The sequence below is a fragment of the Pseudomonas crudilactis genome (genome assembly GCF_013433315.1).
Taxonomy (GTDB): domain Bacteria; phylum Pseudomonadota; class Gammaproteobacteria; order Pseudomonadales; family Pseudomonadaceae; genus Aquipseudomonas; species Aquipseudomonas crudilactis.
Window position 1 is genome coordinate 125,485 of the sequence record NZ_WXVV01000007.1, and the last position, 17,531, is coordinate 143,015.

General features: G+C 58.9%; 18 protein-coding genes and 1 pseudogene. 3 read left to right on the top strand and 16 right to left on the bottom strand.

All coding sequences use genetic code 11. The features are described 5' to 3' along the window. Positions 1 to 11: 11 nt before the first annotated feature. The 5 genes from GTU76_RS09880 to flhA form a co-directional block, all read right to left on the bottom strand. Positions 12 to 383, bottom strand: coding sequence for a chemotaxis response regulator CheY (locus tag GTU76_RS09880; RefSeq protein ID WP_161986607.1), 372 nt, complete (start codon positions 381 to 383; stop codon positions 12 to 14). Positions 384 to 549: 166 nt separating this feature from the next. After that, on the bottom strand, positions 550 to 1,290 hold the full coding sequence (gene fliA, locus GTU76_RS09885) for an RNA polymerase sigma factor FliA (protein WP_007920004.1): 741 nt from the start codon (positions 1,288 to 1,290) through the stop codon (positions 550 to 552). After that, the gene (gene fleN, locus GTU76_RS09890; protein ID WP_003222917.1) at positions 1,287 to 2,117 is read right to left on the bottom strand and encodes a flagellar synthesis regulator FleN; all 831 of its coding nucleotides are present in this window, start codon (positions 2,115 to 2,117) and stop codon (positions 1,287 to 1,289) included. Before fleN ends, fliA begins: the two co-directional genes overlap by 4 nt. Before the next feature lie 116 nt (positions 2,118 to 2,233). After that, positions 2,234 to 3,574, bottom strand: a complete 1,341-nt coding sequence (flhF, locus tag GTU76_RS09895) for a flagellar biosynthesis GTPase FlhF (RefSeq protein WP_016987473.1) — start codon at positions 3,572 to 3,574, stop codon at positions 2,234 to 2,236. Positions 3,575 to 3,585: 11 nt separating this feature from the next. Beyond that, positions 3,586 to 5,715, bottom strand: coding sequence for a flagellar biosynthesis protein FlhA (gene flhA, locus GTU76_RS09900; protein WP_180698526.1), 2,130 nt, complete (start codon positions 5,713 to 5,715; stop codon positions 3,586 to 3,588). 642 nt (positions 5,716 to 6,357) lie between these two features. Here flhA and GTU76_RS09905 point away from each other — a divergent pair. The 3 genes and pseudogenes from GTU76_RS09905 to GTU76_RS09915 all read left to right on the top strand — a co-directional run. Then, positions 6,358 to 6,540, top strand: a pseudogene (locus GTU76_RS09905) (DUF6124 family protein); the annotation flags it as partial. Positions 6,541 to 6,796: 256 nt separating this feature from the next. Next, entirely contained in the window at positions 6,797 to 8,314 is a 1,518-nt protein-coding gene (locus tag GTU76_RS09910; RefSeq protein ID WP_180698528.1) for an Ig-like domain repeat protein, read from the top strand. A gap of 566 nt (positions 8,315 to 8,880) precedes the next feature. Continuing rightward, positions 8,881 to 9,240, top strand: a complete 360-nt coding sequence (locus tag GTU76_RS09915) for a DUF6124 family protein (RefSeq protein ID WP_180698529.1) — start codon at positions 8,881 to 8,883, stop codon at positions 9,238 to 9,240. 263 nt (positions 9,241 to 9,503) lie between these two features. Here GTU76_RS09915 and GTU76_RS09920 read toward each other — a convergent pair whose 3' ends face one another. The 11 genes from GTU76_RS09920 to GTU76_RS09970 form a co-directional block, all read right to left on the bottom strand. Continuing rightward, positions 9,504 to 9,740, bottom strand: a complete 237-nt coding sequence (locus GTU76_RS09920) for a hypothetical protein (RefSeq protein ID WP_180698530.1) — start codon at positions 9,738 to 9,740, stop codon at positions 9,504 to 9,506. Between the two features lie 140 nt (positions 9,741 to 9,880). Then, positions 9,881 to 11,020 carry a flagellar biosynthesis protein FlhB gene (gene flhB, locus GTU76_RS09925; RefSeq protein ID WP_175555000.1) on the bottom strand — a complete coding sequence of 380 codons (1,140 nt, stop codon included), beginning with the start codon at positions 11,018 to 11,020 and terminating at the stop codon, positions 9,881 to 9,883. Positions 11,021 to 11,023: 3 nt separating this feature from the next. Then, positions 11,024 to 11,809, bottom strand: a complete 786-nt coding sequence (gene fliR / locus GTU76_RS09930; protein ID WP_180698531.1) for a flagellar biosynthetic protein FliR — start codon at positions 11,807 to 11,809, stop codon at positions 11,024 to 11,026. A 3-nt stretch (positions 11,810 to 11,812) separates the two neighbouring features. Next, the gene (fliQ, locus tag GTU76_RS09935) at positions 11,813 to 12,082 is read right to left on the bottom strand and encodes a flagellar biosynthesis protein FliQ (RefSeq protein ID WP_007920026.1); all 270 of its coding nucleotides are present in this window, start codon (positions 12,080 to 12,082) and stop codon (positions 11,813 to 11,815) included. After that, positions 12,079 to 12,837, bottom strand: coding sequence for a flagellar type III secretion system pore protein FliP (gene fliP / locus GTU76_RS09940; RefSeq protein WP_016984314.1), 759 nt, complete (start codon positions 12,835 to 12,837; stop codon positions 12,079 to 12,081). Before fliP ends, fliQ begins: the two co-directional genes overlap by 4 nt. Continuing rightward, positions 12,837 to 13,289 (bottom strand): flagellar biosynthetic protein FliO, encoded by a 453-nt coding sequence (gene fliO / locus GTU76_RS09945; RefSeq protein ID WP_180698532.1) that lies wholly within the window; start codon positions 13,287 to 13,289, stop codon positions 12,837 to 12,839. The genes fliP and fliO overlap by 1 nt, the downstream gene beginning before the upstream one ends. Then, positions 13,290 to 13,739 (bottom strand): flagellar motor switch protein FliN, encoded by a 450-nt coding sequence (gene fliN, locus GTU76_RS09950; protein WP_007920031.1) that lies wholly within the window; start codon positions 13,737 to 13,739, stop codon positions 13,290 to 13,292. Between the two features lie 56 nt (positions 13,740 to 13,795). Beyond that, entirely contained in the window at positions 13,796 to 14,764 is a 969-nt protein-coding gene (gene fliM, locus GTU76_RS09955; RefSeq protein WP_038363850.1) for a flagellar motor switch protein FliM, read from the bottom strand. Between the two features lie 9 nt (positions 14,765 to 14,773). After that, a complete protein-coding gene (fliL, locus tag GTU76_RS09960) occupies positions 14,774 to 15,277 on the bottom strand; it encodes a flagellar basal body-associated protein FliL (RefSeq protein WP_007920033.1) in 504 nt (167 codons plus the stop codon). A gap of 428 nt (positions 15,278 to 15,705) precedes the next feature. Continuing rightward, positions 15,706 to 17,076, bottom strand: coding sequence for a flagellar hook-length control protein FliK (locus GTU76_RS09965; RefSeq protein WP_180698533.1), 1,371 nt, complete (start codon positions 17,074 to 17,076; stop codon positions 15,706 to 15,708). A 104-nt stretch (positions 17,077 to 17,180) separates the two neighbouring features. Then, entirely contained in the window at positions 17,181 to 17,528 is a 348-nt protein-coding gene (locus tag GTU76_RS09970; RefSeq protein WP_180698534.1) for an Hpt domain-containing protein, read from the bottom strand. Between the last annotated feature and the right edge of the window lie 3 nt (positions 17,529 to 17,531).

Genomic DNA, 17,531 nt, shown 5'->3' on the forward strand with positions numbered 1-17,531 from the left:
CCGCGCGTTCATCAGCCGATGCGTTCGAAAATCTTCTCGATTTTGTCTTTCAACGCCTGAGCCGTGAAAGGTTTGACTACGTAGCCGTTTACACCGGCCTGAGCGGCTTCAATGATCTGCTCGCGCTTGGCTTCTGCAGTCACCATCAGCACGGGCAGGTGCTTGAGTTTTTCATCGGCACGCACGTGGCGCAGCAGGTCGATACCGGTCATGCCCGGCATGTTCCAGTCCGTTACCAGAAAGTCGATGCTTCCGCTATTGAGCACTGGAATGGCAGTCACGCCATCGTCAGCCTCGACGGTGTTGGTGAACCCAAGATCACGCAGCAGGTTCTTGATGATCCGCCGCATCGTTGAGAAGTCATCAACGATGAGGATTTTCATGTCTTTGTTCAATTCGACCTCCAAGCAGTCTTAAACGCGCCCAGCACCTGGACGCGCCACTTCAATCAATCGGCGCAGCACTCGAAGACTGTCTGGAGCACAACAGAGCAAGACCGGTGCCGTTCATCACCGCACCAGCCTCGTTCGCAGTGTCCCCACACTGCCTTCAGCGCGCTCGCCACTCCCCCAAACGCCCCCGCAAACGGGCCGCGCACTGGCTGTGTAACTGGCTGACCCGCGATTCACTGACGCCAAGGACTTCACCGATCTCCTTGAGGTTCAGCTCTTCGTCGTAGTACAGCGCCAACACCAGTCGCTCACGCTCCGGCAAATTGGCAATCGCGTCCGCCAACGCGGCCTGGAAACGTTCATCTTCCAGATCGCGTGACGGCTCAAGATGAGCACTCGCGCCATCCTCGTGCAGCCCTTCGTGTTCGCCGTCCTGCAACAGGTCGTCGAAACTGAACAGGCGGCTGCCCAAGGTGTCATTCAAAATCCCGTAGTAATCGTCGAGACTCAATTGGAGTTCGGCTGCAACCTCGTGATCTTTAGCGTCACGGCCGGTTTTAGCTTCAATTGAGCGAATTGCGTCACTGACCATACGGGTATTGCGGTGAACCGAGCGTGGCGCCCAATCCCCTTTGCGCACTTCGTCGAGCATCGCGCCGCGGATTCGAATGCCCGCGTACGTTTCGAAACTGGCGCCTTTGCTGGCGTCATATTTGGTCGAGACTTCGAGCAGGCCGATCATCCCGGCCTGAATCAGGTCTTCGACCTGCACACTGGCCGGCAAGCGCGCCAGCAAGTGATAGGCAATGCGTTTGACCAGCGGCGCGTAACGCTCGATCAACTCGTACTGAGCGTCGCGTGCCGACTTCTTGTAGTAGTTCATACCGCTAGCGGTCATAGCACGGGCCCTGCCGTTTGCTGCACGAGGCGCTCGACGAAAAACTCAAGGTGGCCACGCGGGTTGGCGGGCAGCGGCCAGGTGTCGACCTTCTGCGCGATCGCCTTGAACGCCAGTGCGCACTTGGAACGCGGAAAGGCTTCGTACACCGCGCGCTGCTTCTGCACCGCTTTACGCACGCTTTCGTCGTAAGGCACGGCGCCGACGTATTGTAGAGCGACGTCAAGGAAGCGATCCGTGACCTTGGTCAACTTGGCGAACAGGTTGCGCCCTTCTTGCGGGCTCTGCGCCATGTTGGCCAGAACGCGGAAACGGTTCATGCCGTAATCGCGGTTGAGCAGTTTGATCAGCGCGTAGGCGTCAGTGATCGAGGTTGGCTCGTCGCAGACCACCAGCAACACTTCCTGGGCTGCGCGTACAAAACTGACTACCGAGTCACCAATACCCGCAGCGGTGTCGATCACCAACACGTCGAGATTGTCGCCGATGTCGCTGAACGCCTGAATCAGGCCGGCATGTTGCGCCGGGCTCAGGTGGACCATGCTCTGTGTGCCGGACGCGGCCGGGACGATACGAATGCCGCCGGGGCCTTGCAACAGCACGTCGCGCAATTCGCAACGGCCTTCGATCACGTCGGCCAGTGTGCGTTTAGGGGTCAGACCCAACAAAACGTCGACGTTCGCCAGCCCCAGATCGGCGTCCAGCAGCATGACCCGACGGCCAAGCTCTGCCAGCGCCAGAGACAAGTTCACTGACACGTTAGTCTTGCCGACGCCACCTTTGCCGCCGGTCACCGCGATCACCTGTACGGGATGCATGCTGCCCATGTTATTTCTTTACCTTGTCTTGCATAGACGGAGGCCACATTACTGGCTGCGCGTTCACAACCGGAACAATGCATGGCAGACCATCGATGTAGGTACAAAAACTGTTCATGAATACCTCAGCCTACCTGCTTGGTCGGGCTGTGATAGATATCAGCGAACATGTCAGCCATGGCTTCTTCGCTGGGTTCTTCCTGCATTTGCACGCTGACGGCGCGGCTGACCAGTTGATGACGGCGCGGCAGATGCAGATCATCCGGAATCCGTGGGCCATCGGTCAGGTACGCGACCGGCAATTCATGACTGATCGCCAGGCTCAACACTTCGCCAAGGCTGGCCGTTTCATCCAGTTTAGTCAGGATGCAGCCGGCAAGCCCGCAACGCTTGTAACTGTGATAAGCGGCGGTTAGAACCTGTTTCTGGCTGGTGGTTGCCAAGACCAGATAATTTTTTGAACGAATGCCACGTCCGGCCAGACTTTCCAGCTGCATGCGCAGCGCCGGATCGCTGGCTTGCAGGCCGGCAGTATCGATCAATACCACGCGTTTGCGCAGCAGTGGATCCAGCGCCTGCACCAGCGATTGGCCCGGATCGACGTGGGTCACCGGCACATTGAGAATGCGCCCCAGCGTCTTCAGTTGTTCCTGAGCGCCGATGCGGAAACTGTCCATGCTCACCAGCGCGACATTCTGCGCGCCGTATTTCAGCACATAACGCGCGGCAAGCTTGGCGAGAGTAGTGGTCTTGCCCATGCCGGCAGGGCCGACCATGGCAATGATACCGCCCTCTTCCAGTGGCTCGACTTCCGGTACGGCAATCATCCGTGCCAGATGCGCGAGGAGCATGCGCCAGGCCTGACGCGGTTCTTCGATATCAGTGATCATCGCCAGCAGATCACGCGACAACGGACCGGACAGACCGATACGTTGCAGACGACGATACAGGTTGGCTTGCGCCGGGCGGCTGCCTTGCAGCTGATTCCAGGCCAGGGTGCCGAGCTGAACTTCCATCAACTCGCGCAGGCTGTTCAATTCGAAACGCATCGAATCCAGTGCACGCGGATCGACACCGCCGGAGGACTGCGCAGGCGCCGGGGCCGGACGCGCTGGTGCAGCGTAGGTCGGCTCGCTCAGCGGTTCGGCAGCGGTCAGCGGCAGGCCAGCCGTCAACGGCAGCCCGGCGAAGATCTGGCGATTGCTGTTGCCGTCGGCTTCGCCACGCAGGCTCAACTCGGCCTGAGCGGTGACGATGCGCGACTGGGTCTTGCGCAGCTCATCTTCGAGCTCCATGTTCGGAACCCGTGGCGCCAGCGCCGACAGTTTGTAATCCAGTGCCGCCGTCAGCTCGACACCGCCGGCAATGCGGCGGTTGCCAATGATGGCGGCATCAGCGCCCAGCTCATCACGAACCAGCTTCATGGCCTGACGCATATCGGCGGCAAAGAAACGCTTAACTTGCATAAACCACTACCTCAGCCGTTGGGCCCTACTGTCGCAACGATGGTCACTTGCTTGTTGTCCGGTATTTCCTGGTAGGCCAGCACATGCAGTCCAGGGACGGCGAGGCGGCCAAAGCGCGAGAGCATCGCGCGGATCGGGCCAGCGACCAAAAGGATCACCGGCTGACCTTGCATTTCCTGACGCTGCGCCGCTTCGATGAGCGAACGTTGCAGCTTCTCGGCCATGCTTGGCTCCAGCAGAACGCCCTCTTCCGAGCCTTGTCCTGCCTTCTGCAGACTATTGAGCAATATTTGTTCCAACCTTGGTTCCAAGGTGATCACAGGCAGCTCCGACTCAGTGCCTACAATGCTTTGGACGATGGCGCGGGATACGCCGACCCGCACAGCGGCCACCAGCGCGGCGGTATCTTGACTCTTCGCGGCGTTGTTGGCGATGGCTTCGGCAATGCTGCGGATATCGCGCACCGGCACGTGTTCGGCCAGCAGCGCCTGTAGCACTTTGAGCAGTTGCGACAGCGACACCACGCCCGGCACCAGTTCTTCAGCCAGTTTCGGCGAGCTTTTGGCCAGCAATTGCATGAGTTGCTGCACTTCCTCGTGGCCGATCAGCTCGCTGGAGTGCTTGTACAGAATCTGGTTCAAGTGCGTTGCCACCACGGTGCTGGCATCTACCACGGTGTAACCGAGGGATTGTGCCTGGGCACGCTGGCTGATTTCGATCCACACCGCTTCCAGGCCGAAAGCCGGATCTTTGGCGTTGATACCGTTGAGCATGCCGTACACCTGGCCCGGGTTGATCGCCAGTTCGCGATCCGGGTAGATCTCGGCTTCGGCGAGGATCACGCCCATCAGGGTCAGGCGATAGGCGCTTGGCGCCAGATCGAGGTTGTCGCGGATGTGCACGGTTGGCATCAGGAAGCCCAGATCCTGCGAGAGCTTCTTGCGCACGCCCTTGATCCGCGCCAGCAATTGCCCGCCCTGATTGCGATCCACCAGCGGGATCAGGCGATAGCCGACTTCCAGACCGATCATGTCGATTGGCGTCACGTCGTCCCAGCCCAGTTCCTTGGTTTCCATGGCGCGGGCCGGCGACGGCAGCAGTTCCTGCTGGCGTTTGACCTCTTCCAGCGCGACCACTTTGGCCACGTTCTGCTTCTTCCAGAACAAGTAGGCGCCACCGGCAGCCAGCGCGGCCATGCTCAGGAACGAGAAGTGCGGCATGCCCGGCACCAGGCCCATCACCGCCATCAAACCGGCGGCCACCGCCAGCGCTTTCGGCGAGGCGAACATCTGGCGATTGATCTGCTTGCCCATGTCTTCCGAACCGGAAGCACGGGTCACCATGATCGCCGCGGCTGTAGATAACAACAGTGATGGCAATTGCGCCACTAAACCGTCACCGATGGTCAGCAACGCGTAAACCTTGCCGGCGTCGGCGAAGCTCATGTTGTGCTGGAAGATACCGACGGCCATACCGCCGATGAGGTTGATGAACAGAATCAGCAGGCCGGCGATGGCGTCACCACGGACGAACTTGCTGGCACCGTCCATCGAACCGTAGAACTCGGCCTCTTGGGCGACTTCCTGACGGCGTGCCTTGGCTTGGTTCTGGTCGATCAGACCGGCGTTGAGGTCGGCGTCGATCGCCATTTGTTTGCCGGGCATCGCATCGAGGGTGAAACGCGCGCTCACCTCGGAAATCCGCCCGGCACCCTTGGTCACCACGACGAAGTTGATGATCATCAAAATCGCGAAGACCACGATACCGACCACGTAGTTACCGCCGATCACCACCTCACCGAAGGCCTGAATCACCTTACCGGCAGCGGCGTGGCCGTCCTGACCGTGGAGCATTACAACGCGCGTCGACGCGACGTTCAGCGCCAGCCGCAATAACGTCGCCACCAGCAGAATCGTCGGGAAAACGGCGAAATCCAGCGGCCGCAGCGCATACACGCAGACCAGCAGGACGACAATCGACAGCGCGATGTTGAAGGTGAAGAACACGTCGAGCAGGAACGGCGGCACCGGCAACATCATCATCGCCAGCATCACCAGCAGCAACAACGGCACGCCCAGATTGCCTCGACTGAGGTCGGCAACGTTTGTGCGAGCAGTGTTGAATAACTGAGAGCGATCCACCGGTTTTCCCCGTTCCTTTAAAGCAAACTTTTGACGCCCAGAGCGGGCTCACGGCGGGTACTGCAAGAAGCTTTCCAACTTTTGCCAAGGATTGAAACAGGAAGGGATAAACACGCTCCCTGTAGGAGTGAGCCTGCTCGCGATAGCGGTGTGTCATCCAACAAATTCGCCTACTGACACTCCGCTATCGCGAGCAGGCTCACTCCTACATTTGGTGTGCATTTCACTCTTACATTTGGAATGCAGTCTCTTGTGGGAGCGAGCCTGCTCGCGAAGAGGCCCTTATATCCGGCGCAAATTTTTCGATTTAAACGAAGCTGTTTAAAAGACACCTTCAGACACGCCTTCAAGGCTACAAATCCTTGCGCCTTTGCCTACAGCCAAGCCAGAATCCGCCGGCTTGTGCGCCTTGGGGGGCGGGTTCTATTGTGGATCGGTCGCTGACGAATCAGCGATCGGGTCTCGCAGCCCGTCGATCTTTGGACGCACAACATCCGCTTTGCTTATGGCGGCTGTACGTGGGAGACCTTCGGGTCTGCCGGTTCTAGAGTCCCGGTCTGCGACCCGCGTATAGCTGCCACCCTCATTCGTCTCGCAGCGAACGCTGGCAGCTCCAATGACTCCAGGAGCTTCACCATGATCAAAAACGAAGAACTGCTGGCCGATGCCAGCGAAACACTCGCTTCTGCAAGAACCATCGTCCATGACTTCGCCCACCTCATACCCGCGTCGCAGCGCAGGACGCTGCTGGGCACCGCACAATTGATCATGCTCGGCGATCTGACGGTGAATCGGGTGCTGGATAATCTGAAGTTGCCGCAGTAGCGTCCTCCCCCCGATGATCGTTCTCACGCTCTGCGCGGGAGCGATAAAGTAGATGCAGAAACTGGCCACAGACCTTGCTCAGGCGGGTTCTTGCCAAGCCCGAACCAACGATCTCGCGTCACTCTTCCCAATGAGAAAGGCCAACCGCCCATCGGAAATACTCGACTACCTGTCAGATTTGACAGTGGTGCAACAGTGTACTTCCTGCATTCAATGAGGCCCCTCCAGGCAATCACTCAAACGCAGGAGACACCTCATGAACTCAGTTTCAGCAGTCACCGATCCAGCGGCGCCGAAGGTCCTTGAAGCGCATGGCTCCGCGGGTGATCAATTCGATTTCAATAATGTTTATTTCGCCCGACACGTCACCGTTCAAATTCCACATTACACCGGCATGGCGCGTGGTCATACGGTTCGCATGACTTGGGAAAACCCTCGGTACACCTATCACTCAGAGGTGGTCACGGTGGTAACACCAGGCGCCCTCAACATCCTCACCCCACGCATGGAGGTAATCGATAGCATTGGTCATACCGTGAAAGTTTTTTACACGGTCCGCACTGCCCCGGGTGGTACCTTGATTGCTTCTCGATACTTGCTGTTGCACATCCTTCCTCAAGCATTCGATTTACTGGCACCGACGCTGTCGAGCGACCAGACAACCATTGGTGCGCATTATACGGGTATGACGACCGGCTACACGGTCCGCATCCGCGCGACAGCCAACACGACCTGGCAAAGTCAATCACAACCTGTTCAGACCGGCGTCCCCTCGACGTTCACACTTCCTCCGGACTGGCGCACAACCAATCGCGGTGCCGATGCCCTGATCAATTACACCGTATACAAATCGGCAAGTGGTGAGCGATTGATGTTTTCGAAAGTGTTGAGAACACGAATTGGCGAAGCCGCCACTGCTCCGACGTTGACATCGGTCAAAGGCTCTCCCAGCGGTGTCGAAATCCCTCAAGCCGGGGTCACGGTGGAAACGGCCGTCACCCTGAGCGGCAGCGCGGCCAAAGGCCAGAAGGTCGAAATCTTTGACGGCACTGTCTCCAAAGGTCCGGCAACTGCAGATCCCACAACCGGTGTCTGGACGTTGCTCGTCAGTGGCCTGGCTGTGGTGGCACACAGCTTTACCGCCAAGGCGTTGTATGGCTCTGGCGGGGAATCGTCGCCGCCCCGGACACTGAAAGTGGTTCCCGAACTTCTAGTCGACGTCACCCCGATCAGATTATTTTGGATAACAATATCGATCGCAGGCACAGGATTACCTTGGAAACCGACCGGCATAATACCTACTGCATCTCAGACTTCCAGGAGAGCCACAGGAACCCTCCCTATCACCTACACATCATCCAAGCCGGAAATTGCAACGGTCAATGGTAACGGCGACATAAGAGGACTACTCACAGGCACTACCAGGATCACAATTGGAGATTCAACGGGTCAAACCAAGGTGATCGAAGTCACGGTCGAGAACCAGAGACGCAAGCTTCTTTGGAATCGTATGCAGATGACCAATGCGCAGGCCTTAGCATGGGCTAATACATACCCAGGGTTTTCAGGGTTCTACCATACTAAAGAGGATGCCAAGAACTTCACCGGATACCAGCCTGTTAATAATATATGGACAGGAACAACGAGCTCCGCCGGATGCGAGGGTAATGTGACAAAACAAAGGCTAAGTCACCTTTTCGTCGATGGGACCACATGGTCCGGCTGCTATCCCGCCACAGATTTGGGCACTTGCATGATAATCATCCCAGACTAACAGCCATGGAAAGAGCTAAGAGGGGACAAGCGAAAAGGGAACTCATTTATTTAACAGCGATGTAGAAAATCGGGGCTTGATCGAGGGTTTTTCTGTTGACCCGGATGGCCCTTTCGCGAGCAAGCTCGCTCCCACAGGGAAACGCATTCCAAATGTGGGAGCGAGCTTGCTCGCGAAGGGGCCAGTGAAGTCAGCGCAAATCGCCTTTTAAACTCAGGCGTTTAAAAGACACCTCCAGACACGCCTTCCAGGCTACAAATTCTTGCGCCATTGCCTACAGCTACGCCAGAATCCGCCGGCTTGTGCGCTTTGGGGTCGGGTCCTATTGTGGTGCGGTCGCTGACGAATCAGCGATCGGGTTTAGCGACCCGGACCATCTCAGTGCATCAGCGTTCGTGGCTTCGTTGTGGGACTTTTCGCCCGCAATTACGTTATGGCGGCTGTATGCGGGAGACCTTTGGGTCTACCGGGGTGCCTGTGACCGGTTCGCTAACCTGCGTACAGCTGCCACCTTAACTTGTTTAGCGACAGGGAAAGAGTGGCTCCATAACCTCAGGAGTTTCACCATGTTCAAACCAACACCCAACCCACCCGAAACCGACCCCACCTCCCCCTACGAATCCCTCGATTCAAAAAAACTCCACGAAGCCGCCGACCGCGCTCTCGATCACTACCTCTGCCCACCCGGCTCCACGCCACCGCCACGCAAAACCCGGCGGATGTACGCCGTGACCGCCGACTTCAAAAACGAAGAACTGCTGGCCGATGCCAGCGAAACACTCGCCTCAGCCAGAACCATCGCCCATGACTTCGCCCACCTCATACCCGCGTCGCAGCGCAGGACGCTGCTGGGGATCGCGCAACTGATCATGCTCGGCGAGCTGGCGGTGAGTCGGGTGATGGATAATCTGGAGGTGCCGCAGTAGCAGGGATCTGTGACAAGCCTTGAGTGAGGTGTTGTGGCTGCTGACGTCTTCGCGGGCAAGCCCGCTCCCACAGGGATCTGCGCCGTTCACAACCCCCTGATCCACAGACGAACCTGTGGGAGCAGGCTTGCTCCGGGCGGCGATCCGACGAAGGCGGCCTCACAGCCCACACATGTCTTCAGGCATAAAAAACCGCTGCTCCGTTGAATCGGGGCGGCGGTTTTTTCGTTTCAGCCGTGTTAGTAGTGAGGGTGATGGAGTGCTCAATACCGGAGGATTTTTACTTTTCCATTCTTGCTCTTGGGCAATTCGAACTCGACCTCGTTGCCGACTTTGACGTTCGCCTGCCGGGCATCGGCCAATGGAATGCTGAATCGGTACTCTTTGGCGGTCAGAAAAAAACCTGTGGCCTCAGCAAAGGAAATACATCGCCCCGAGGGCTTCGGCGTGATGGTGCCAGTACCGGTTTTTTCATCGTAGCTGCTGAAAATACCTTTCATTGTCGTGCTCCCTTGCACTCGCTCGCCTGACCGCGCCAAGTAGGCGGCGCCACCTTGCATCAAACTGCAAAATCACGGCAAGCGCACCTGTCAGAGTTGACAGTAAAGGGAGATCTCAGACCAATGGCTGCACAGCACCGTCAAGAATCACGCCGCAGATCCGGCGGAATCGGCAAGTCGTCCTTGAGCGGATCCGGGCGTTTGCCCTTGCCGGCGCGGTACTGGCGGATCTGGTAGACGTAGGCCAGTACCTGGGCGACCGCCAGATACAGGCCACCGGGGATTTCCTGATCCAGTTCGGTGGAGTAGTAGATCGAGCGCGCCAGCCCCGGCGATTCGAGGAGCATGACGTTGTTGGCCACGGCGATTTCGCGAATCTTCAGTGCGAGGAAGTCACTGCCCTTGGCCAGCAGTATCGGCGCGCCGCCCTTCTCCGAATCGTACTTGAGCGCGACGGCGTAGTGCGTCGGGTTGGTGATGACCACGTCGGCATCGGGAATCGCCGCCATCATCCGCCGTTGCGACATCTCGCGCTGGGTCTGGCGGATGCGCTGTTTGACTTCCGGGCGACCTTCCTGATCCTTGTGCTCGTCGCGCACTTCCTGCTTGGTCATCAGCAGTTTCTTGTGGGCTTCCCAGAGCTGCACCGGCACATCGACAGCGGCGATGATGATCAGGCCGCAGGCCAGCCACAACGTGCTCCAGCCGACCAACGTGACGCTGTGAATGATCGCTGACTCCAGCGGCTCATGGGCGATCCGCAGAAGGTCATCGACATCCGACGACAACACCACCAACGCCACGCCCAAGGTGATCAGAAACTTGGCCAGCGCCTTGAGCAGTTCAACCACGGACTTGAACGAAAACATCCGTTTCAGGCCCGCCGCCGGGTTCATCCGGCTGAATTTGGGCGCCATGGAACCGGCCGCGAACAGCCAGCCACCGAGGGAAATCGGCCCGATCAGGGCCGCCAGCAATAGCGTGATCATGAACGGCTGAATGGCCACCAGTGCCATCTGACCCGACTTCAACAAAAATGCGCCCATGGAACCCTGGTCCATGATCACCTCACGCGACAGCGTGAAGTTCAGGCGCATCAGCTCCATCAGGTCTTCGGCCAGCATGCCGCCGAACACCAGCAGCGCGCCGGCACCGGCCATCATCACGGCGAGGGTATTGAGCTCTTTGGAACGGGCAATCTCGCCCTTCTCACGGGAATCCTTTTTGCGTTTCTCCGTGGGGTCTTCTGTTTTGTCCTGACCGCTTTCGCTCTCTGCCATGACTCAGCGCGCCCGTGCCAGTTCGCGTAACAGCTGCAAGGCTTCAGTGGCCAGCGGCTGGTACTGATTGAGAATGTCCGCCAGACCGACCCAGACGATGAACAGGCCGAGCACCAGGGTCAGCGGAAAACCGATGGAGAAGATGTTCAGTTGCGGCGCGGCACGGGTCATCACGCCAAACGCGATGTTGACCACCAGCAGCGCAGTGACCGCCGGCAACACCAACAATAGCGCCGCCCCCAGTACCCAGCCGAGTTTGCCGGCCAGCTCCCAGTAATGCGCGGTCATCAACCCACTGCCGACCGGCAGCGTGGTAAAGCTTTCAGTGAGGACTTCGAACACCACCAAGTGGCCGTTCATCGACAGGAACAGCAGCGTCACGAGCATGGTGAAGAACTGCCCGATCACCGCCACCGACACACCGTTGGCCGGGTCGACCATCGAGGCGAAACCCATGCCCATCTGGATCGCGACAATCTGCCCGGCCACGGCAAAGGCCTGGAAAAACAGCTGCAGAGAAAACCCAAGCACGGCACCGACGAGGATCTGCTCGGCAATCAACATCAAGCCACTCAGGTCCAGCGGGCTGACCACTGGCATTGGCGGCAGGCTCGGGGCAATGCACACGGTGATGGCCACGGCGAAATACAGGCGTATCCGCCGCGACACCAGCGTCGTGCCGAACACCGGCATCACCATCAGCATCGACGCGACGCGAAACAGCGGCAACATGAACGAGGCCACCCAGGAACTGATCTGGGTGTCGGTCAGCTGAAGCAGCGATTGCATGGCTTAGCCGATGACCATCGGGATGTTTTTGTACAACTGGATGATGTATTCCATGAACGTCTGCACGATCCACGGACCGGCAACAATCAAGGTCACCAGCATCACCAGCAGACGCGGCAGGAAGCTCAACGTCTGTTCGTTGATCTGCGTTGCAGCCTGGAACATCGCCACCAGCAAGCCGACCAACAGGCTCGGCACCACCAGAATCGCGACCATCAATGTGGTCAGCCAAAGGGCTTCACGAAAGATATCGACCGCAACTTCCGGCGTCATGGCGAGACACCTCCAAAACTGCTGGCCAGGGTGCCGATGATCAGCGCCCAGCCATCGACCAGCACGAACAACATGATCTTGAACGGCAGCGAGATGATCAGCGGCGAGAGCATCATCATACCCATCGCCATCAGCACACTGGCCACGACGAGGTCGATGATCAGGAACGGAATGAAGATCATGAAGCCGATCTGGAACGCGGTTTTAAGCTCGGAGGTAACAAACGCCGGCACCAGAATGGTCAGCGGTGCCTGATCCGGCGTGGCGATGTCGGTGCGCTTGGACAGACGCATGAACAGCTCCAGATCGCTGGTGCGGGTCTGCGCGAGCATGAAGTCCTTGATCGGCACCTGAGCTTTTTCTACCGCTTGCTGGGCGGTAAGGGTTTCCGCCAGATACGGTTGCAGCGCGTCCTTGTTCACCCGGTCGAACACCGGGGCCATGATGAACATGGTCAGGAACAGCGCCATGCCGGTGAGGATCTGGTTCGACGGCGTCTGTTGCAGACCGAGGGCCTGACGCAGAATCGAGAAGACAATGATGATCCGGGTGAAACTGGTCATCAGAATCACGGCCGCCGGAATGAAGCTCAGGGCGGTCATGATCAGCAGGATCTGCAGACTGACCGAATACTCCTGCGCGCCATCGGCGTTGGTGCCCAGCGTGATCGCCGGGATCGACAACGGATCGGCGGCGAACGCCAGCGGCGCGGCCAGCATCAGGGCCAGCGTCAAGACGATGCGTAACGCACCCATTACTTCTTATCCTTCTGATCCTTGCCGAGAATTTTCAGCAGGTGCTGGGCAAATTCCGGGGTCGCTTTTTCACTGGTGCCGGGCACTTCAACGGGCTCCTTGAGCACGTGCAGCGCGGTGATGGTGCCTGGGCTGAGGCCGAGCAGAATCTGCTCGTTGCCGACCTGCACCAGCAGCAAACGGTCACGCGGCCCGAGCGCGCGCGAACCGATCAGCTCGATCACCTGACCCTTGCCCGCCGGCCCTGCCTGCTGCACGCGGCGCAACAGCCAGGCGAGGAAGAAGATCAACCCCAGCACCAGCAACAGGCCGAACACCAATTGCGTCAGTTGCCCGGCCACGCCGCTGCTGACCATTGGCGCGGTGGCGGCAGGCACTGTGGTGGCTGTCGTTGGCTCGGCGGCCAGCACGCTCAATGGCAATGCCAGCAAAGCCCAGAGAAACCGTTTCACTCAGCGCAGCTTCTTGATGCGTTCGCTTGGGCTGATCACGTCAGTCAGGCGGATGCCGAACTTTTCGTTGACCACTACCACTTCACCGTGCGCGATCAGCGTGCCGTTGACCAGCACGTCCAGCGGCTCACCGGCCAGACGATCAAGCTCGATCACCGAACCCTGGTTGAGTTGCAGCAGGTTGCGGATGTTGATGTCGGTGCTGCCCACTTCCATCGAGATCGATACCGGGATGTCGAGGATCACGTCCAGGTTCGGGCCGTCCAGCGTCACCGGATCGTTGTTCTTCGGCACGCTGCCGAACTCTTCCATCGGCAGACGCGAGCCGCTGGCTGCGTCGGCAGCCAGCAAGGCGTCGATGTCAGCTTGACCATCACCGGTTTCTTCCAGGGCAGCAGCCCATTCGTCAGCCAGTGCCTGGTCGTCCTGGGCGTTCATATCGTCGTTCATCATTTGTCCTCGGCGGGCAAAAATTCAGTTAAAGGCTTGGGGGTTGGAGCGCCGTTTCAACGGCGCTCGATCGGCTCGATCACTTGCAACGCGAGGTTGCCTTTGTGCGAGCCCATCTTGACCTTGAAGGCCGGCACGCCGTTGGCGCGCATGATCATTTCTTCCGGCATTTCCACCGGGATCACATCGCCCGGCTGCATGTGCAGGATGTCGCGCAGTTTCAACTGGCGGCGCGCCACGGTGGCGCCAATCGGCACGTCGACATCGAGCACGTCCTGACGCAGGGCGTTGACCCAGCGCTCGTCCTGATCGTCGAGGTCGGACTGGAAACCGGCGTCGAGCATTTCGCGCACCGGCTCGATCATCGAGTACGGCATGGTCACGTGCAGGTCGCCGCCGCCGCCATCGAGTTCGATGTGGAAGGTGGAGACCACAATCGCTTCGCTCGGGCCGACGATGTTGGCCATGGCCGGGTTCACTTCCGAGTTGATGTACTCGAAATTGACTTCCATGATCGCCTGCCAGGCTTCTTTCAAATCGACGAAGGCCTGTTCCAGCACCATGCGCACCACGCGCAGTTCGGTCGGGGTGAATTCACGCCCTTCGATCTTGGCGTGACGGCCGTCGCCGCCGAAGAAGTTGTCCACCAGTTTGAACACCAGTTTGGCGTCGAGGATGAACAGCGCGGTGCCGCGCAACGGTTTGATCTTGACCAGGTTGAGGCTGGTCGGCACGTACAGCGAGTGCACGTATTCGCCGAACTTCATCACCTGTACGCCACCAACGGCAACGTCCGCCGAGCGGCGCAGCATGTTGAACATGCTGATGCGGGTGTAACGGGCAAAACGCTCGTTGATCATTTCCAGAGTCGGCATGCGTCCACGGACGATGCGATCCTGACTGGTCAGGTCGTAGCTTTTGACACTGCCGGGTTCGGCAGCGTTATCGGTCTGTACCAGACCATCGTCGACGCCATGCAACAGCGCGTCGATTTCATCCTGGGACAGCAGATCCTGCACGGCCATGTCGTGTTCCTACTGCAGTACGAAATTAGTGAAAAGCAACTGTTCGATCACCACTTTGCCCAGCTCTTTCTGCGCCACTTCCTGGACGCTGGCTGTGGCCTTCTGGCGCAACATCTCCTGGCCGACCGGGGTCGCCAAGGTGGCGAAATCCTGACCGGAGAAGAGCATCACCAGGTTGTTGCGAATCACCGGCATGTGCACTTTGAGCGCTTCCAGATCGGCCTGATTACGCGCCAGCATGGTGATGCTCACCTGCATGTAGCGCTGACGGCCGTTCTGGTTGTAGTTGGCAACGAAGGCCGGCGCCATCGGCTCGAAAATCGCCGGTTGCTTGCCAACAGGCGCCGCATCGGCGGCCTCGGCAGGTTTGCTCTGGGCACTGTGCATGAAGAACCAGGTCGCCCCCACGGATGCGCCAATGGCCAACAGCAACGCCAGCACGATCACAATGATCAGCTTGAGTTTGCCTTTGGTTGCGGGGTCTTTCACTGCTGCTGTTTCGCTCTTCGCCATGCCAATAATCCGTCACTATTCGGGTTTTCACAGTCGCACGGCAAGGCAAGAGCAAGTGTTATGCCAGAAGTGTCGGTGGTGGTGGAGACAACGCGAAAGTCAAAGGCACCCTCACCCCAGCCCTCTCCCCGAGGGAGAGGGAGCCGACCGAGGTGTCTTGGCTCATACACCGACCTGAGATACCGGGTCGATTATGGATTCACAGCAAAAGTATCAGGTCGGCGTACTTCGCGAGCATCCTCCGATCAGTTCCCTTTCCCTCCGAGAGAGGGCCAGGGTGAGGGGCCCCTGTCGTGAAACGTCGATCTGAAGACCGGGTCGATTATGGATTCACAGCAAAAGTATCCGGTCGGCGTACTTCGCAAGCATCCCCCGATCAGTCCCCTCTCCCTCCGGGAGAGGGCTAGGGTGAGGGGCTCTTGATTTGATCAGGCGTAATAGTCGACCGCGCTGCTGCCAATCACGCTGGTGGTTTGCGTAGCGGCTTCAGCAATGGCGGCAGGCGCCAATTCTTCATCCACCGAATCGAGGCGACCGCCGGCCGCGCTGGTGCGACCACTCTGGCCCTGCTGAGCCTGTTCCTGACCTTGCTGGCCCTGCCAGCCACGGCTCTGGTCGGAGACATTGACGTCGACCTGGCCCATGCCCTGCTGGTTGAACATGTCGCGCAAGCGATGCATCTGCCCATCCAGCGCTTCACGCACACTTGGATGCGCGCTCATGAAGGTCACTTGGGTCTGCTGGTCCGGGACCATGTTGACGCGAATGTCCAGGCGCCCTAGCTCGGCCGGTTGCAATTGAATATCTGCCGCCTTCAGATTGGCGCTCGACAGATACATGACGCGGTTGACGATTTCTTCGGTCCAGCCACTCTGATGCATGGCGATCGGCTGGTTCACCGGCACCGCGTTCGCGGTCTTCGGCGTAGCAGCTTGCGTCAGTGCCGCCAGACGGTTGGCGAAGTCATCTACGCGGGTATCGCTGGTCGCCGTCTTGAGATCTTTGAGGCCATCGTCGATCAAACCACTGAAGGCTTTTTCGCCGCCCTGGCTGGTGCTGTCCTTGTCGGCTTGGACGTCGAGCATGCTGGCCATGCCGGCGGCGAAGTTCTGCGCCGCAGTCAATTCGCCGTCGGCCTGAGCCTGAGCGGGCGACGCTTTCGGTTGCGCCTGGCTGGCAGCGGAAATGTGCCCGCCCTGCTCCATCGCCATACGTACGGCCGGCATCGAGTCGAGGGGGTCGGCCGCAGGATCGAAATCGCTGTCGGTGGTCGGTGCCGGATCTTTGACCATACCCGGCAATGCGGCGAGCGCAGGTGTTTCAGCTTCAGGCTGGGCGGTGGCGACAATAGCCGGGGTCTGCACCACAGGTGCCGTGACCACGGGCTGCACAGCGGCAACCAATGCCGGATCAAGCGCCGGGTCAACCGGTGCGGCATCAACCACTGGGGCTTGAGAAGTGTCCGTGCTGTCGTCACTGCTGGCGGTGGTGTCATCGGTTGCCGCCGTTTTATCGGCAGGCAAGTCGTTGCCGCTATCGGCAACAGCCGGTTGCGCAGCGGCAGACTGATCCTTGCCGATATCTTTTTTGCCGCTGTTGTCGGCCATCTTGTCACGCGACGGCTTGGGCGAGTTGTCAGTGCTGGCAACAGGTTTGCTCGACCCCTGATCGGCGAACACCTTAGCGAAACTTGAGGCTTTATCCCCAGTATCTACGGCCATAGCCGACGTTTTGGCCGAGGCGGCTTGCGCCTTGGCCTGAGCGGCATTCTGAAGAAGGATGTTGGGGGTCGCTGGCATGAAACGGTCTCCGCTGCACTGGGATCGTAGGTACAGTTGCGGAGATAGCTGCAAGTGCCGGGCCAGTTTTGTCCGGCGCTTTGGAAAAGCGCCGGACGGCGGGATCAGTGGGTGGTGGCGTGCTGTCGCTCTTCTTCGTAAACAGTGCGAATTTCAGCGAACTCGACGCTGATATCGGCGACCAGTTTGACGTTTTCTGCCGGACTCTTGTCTTTAGCGTTCGATTCCAACTCCTGGCAAAGAGTCGCCAGTCGAACCGCGCCCATATTGCTTGCACTGCCCTTGAAGCTATGGGCGACTTCTGACAGTTCCTTGGCATCGGCGGTCTCTTGCAATTGATGCAAGCGACTTTCCGAATCACTCAGAAAGGTGTCGAGCAAATCCGGATAGCTGTCTTCCATAACGTCGCGCAAGGTGTCGAGCACTTCGCGATCTACATGTGTGTCAGCCACTTG

Bases quoted from the DNA above. Each gene is read 5' to 3' on its own strand.
- fliA (WP_007920004.1), bottom strand. From the start codon at position 1,290: ATGACCGCTAGCGGTATGAACTACTACAAGAAGTCGGCACGCGACGCT.
- fliP (WP_016984314.1), bottom strand. From the start codon at position 12,837: ATGGGTGCGTTACGCATCGTCTTGACGCTGGCCCTGATGCTGGCCGCG.
- fleN (WP_003222917.1), bottom strand. From the start codon at position 2,117: ATGGGCAGCATGCATCCCGTACAGGTGATCGCGGTGACCGGCGGCAAA.
- flhF (WP_016987473.1), bottom strand. From the start codon at position 3,574: ATGCAAGTTAAGCGTTTCTTTGCCGCCGATATGCGTCAGGCCATGAAG.
- fliN (WP_007920031.1), bottom strand. From the start codon at position 13,739: ATGAACGACGATATGAACGCCCAGGACGACCAGGCACTGGCTGACGAA.
- GTU76_RS09915 (WP_180698529.1), top strand. From the start codon at position 8,881: ATGTTCAAACCAACACCCAACCCACCCGAAACCGACCCCACCTCCCCC.
- GTU76_RS09910 (WP_180698528.1), top strand. From the start codon at position 6,797: ATGAACTCAGTTTCAGCAGTCACCGATCCAGCGGCGCCGAAGGTCCTT.
- fliL (WP_007920033.1), bottom strand. From the start codon at position 15,277: ATGGCGAAGAGCGAAACAGCAGCAGTGAAAGACCCCGCAACCAAAGGC.
- GTU76_RS09920 (WP_180698530.1), bottom strand. From the start codon at position 9,740: ATGAAAGGTATTTTCAGCAGCTACGATGAAAAAACCGGTACTGGCACC.
- GTU76_RS09965 (WP_180698533.1), bottom strand. From the start codon at position 17,076: ATGCCAGCGACCCCCAACATCCTTCTTCAGAATGCCGCTCAGGCCAAG.
- fliQ (WP_007920026.1), bottom strand. From the start codon at position 12,082: ATGACGCCGGAAGTTGCGGTCGATATCTTTCGTGAAGCCCTTTGGCTG.
- fliM (WP_038363850.1), bottom strand. From the start codon at position 14,764: ATGGCCGTGCAGGATCTGCTGTCCCAGGATGAAATCGACGCGCTGTTG.
- GTU76_RS09880 (WP_161986607.1), bottom strand. From the start codon at position 383: ATGAAAATCCTCATCGTTGATGACTTCTCAACGATGCGGCGGATCATC.
- flhB (WP_175555000.1), bottom strand. From the start codon at position 11,020: ATGGCAGAGAGCGAAAGCGGTCAGGACAAAACAGAAGACCCCACGGAG.
- fliR (WP_180698531.1), bottom strand. From the start codon at position 11,809: ATGCAATCGCTGCTTCAGCTGACCGACACCCAGATCAGTTCCTGGGTG.